General features: G+C 43.5%; 1 protein-coding gene. It reads left to right on the top strand.

The window, feature by feature from the left end; all coding sequences use genetic code 11:
- Window positions 1-80 precede the first annotated feature (80 nt).
- Complete coding sequence (locus tag GFB48_RS17075; protein ID WP_163938643.1) at window positions 81-1,235, top strand: IS110 family transposase; 1,155 nt, start codon at window positions 81-83, stop codon at window positions 1,233-1,235.
- The last annotated feature ends 302 nt before the right edge of the window (window positions 1,236-1,537 follow it).

The raw sequence follows: 1,537 nt of genomic DNA, 5'->3' as shown, positions 1-1,537 counted from the left end.
AGACAGTGCTAACCTCCTGCACATGGGTTAGCCTAAACCAGAGCCAAAAATATTCTTCAAAATATAATCAGGAGGTTAGCATGTCAAAACATAGCATACTTTTCATTGGTTTAGATACTCACAAGGAATTTAATCAGGTCGCTTATTGCGAAGATGTCCGGGGGCAAAAGCCTACCCATCTTGGTCGTATTCCAAATTCCAAAGCGTCAATAAAGAAGCTTTGTAAACAGCTGCAATCTAAATATCCCTACGCTACATTACACTTTGTTTATGAAGCTGGCCCATGTGGCTATTGGGTTTATCGCCTTCTTACCAGTCTTGGACATTGCTGCTATGTGGTTGCACCTTCATTGCTTCCTAAAAAGCCTGGTGACAAGATTAAGACAGATAAACGTGACGCGGCCAATCTGGCGAACCTCTTGCGAAATGGTGACATCGAGCCTATTTATGTACCAGAACCTGAAGACGAAGCCATTCGAGACCTATCAAGAGCTAGAGAGGTCGCGATGAAAGACCTAAAAGACGCCAAATATCAGCTAAAAGCTTTACTGCTCAGAAACAACATACAAGCCAAAATCAAAGACAACTGGACCAAGCAGCATCTGCGTTGGTTAACAGAGCTGGTGCTGCCGTATCCTAGCCAACAAATTGTCTTGCAAGAGTATATCCAGACTATTACTGAACGAATGAAGCGTCTGCAAAGGCTCGATAATGAGCTTGAGCATAATGTTCGTCTATGGCGCTATTACCCGGTAGTTAAAGCTATACAAGCCATGCGTGGTGTAAGGCTATTGGTAGCCGTAGGTGTCGTCTCAGAGCTAGGTGATTTAAGTCGCTTTGACCACCCACGAAAGTTAATGAGTTACCTTGGACTCGTACCAAGTGAGCACTCGAGTGGTGGCAAACGAAATCTAAGTGGCATTACTAAATGTGGCAATACTAGAGCGCGAAGGTTACTGGTTGAAGGTGCACACTCTTACCGCCACTCTGCCAATATCTCAACCGATTTACAGAAACGTCAAGAAAGCTTAAGCAAAGAGATAGTGGATATCGCATGGAAAGCTCAACTTAGGCTCTGTAGGCGTTATCAGCGACTGATGAAACGTGGTAAACATTACAACCTCGTAATTACAGCGATAGCCAGAGAAATGGTGGCTTATATTTGGGCTATCGCACGAGAAGTTGTATTAACCCCTGTTGATGTTCGCCAAAGACTATCTAGGGTACCTGCTTAAATGAAACCGATACGAGCTAATGCAATAGAAAAGCATCGGATGTGGCACAACCACCGACGGCGTTATGAAGGCGATGTAGTTTTACATTAATCCACGAACATAGACTGAAGACAGGTGCCACGTCGAAAAAAGTAAGGTTAGCACTGCATAGTCCGACTAAGTAACCTACGAATACCAGCATGAAAACCGACGACATTACTTGCTTTATCTATGCATTAGCTCATTTAATAGAGGCTGAAATCTAATTAGTGTTGGAGAAGAAAGAGATCTTTTTATTGACAAGGGGAGTCATACCAACGCCC

The sequence above is a fragment of the Paraferrimonas sp. SM1919 genome (assembly GCF_010993985.1).
In the GTDB taxonomy this organism is placed as follows: domain Bacteria; phylum Pseudomonadota; class Gammaproteobacteria; order Enterobacterales; family Shewanellaceae; genus SM1919.
Note: the sequence above shows the minus strand (reverse complement) of the source record. Positions and strands in the feature narration are given on the sequence as shown.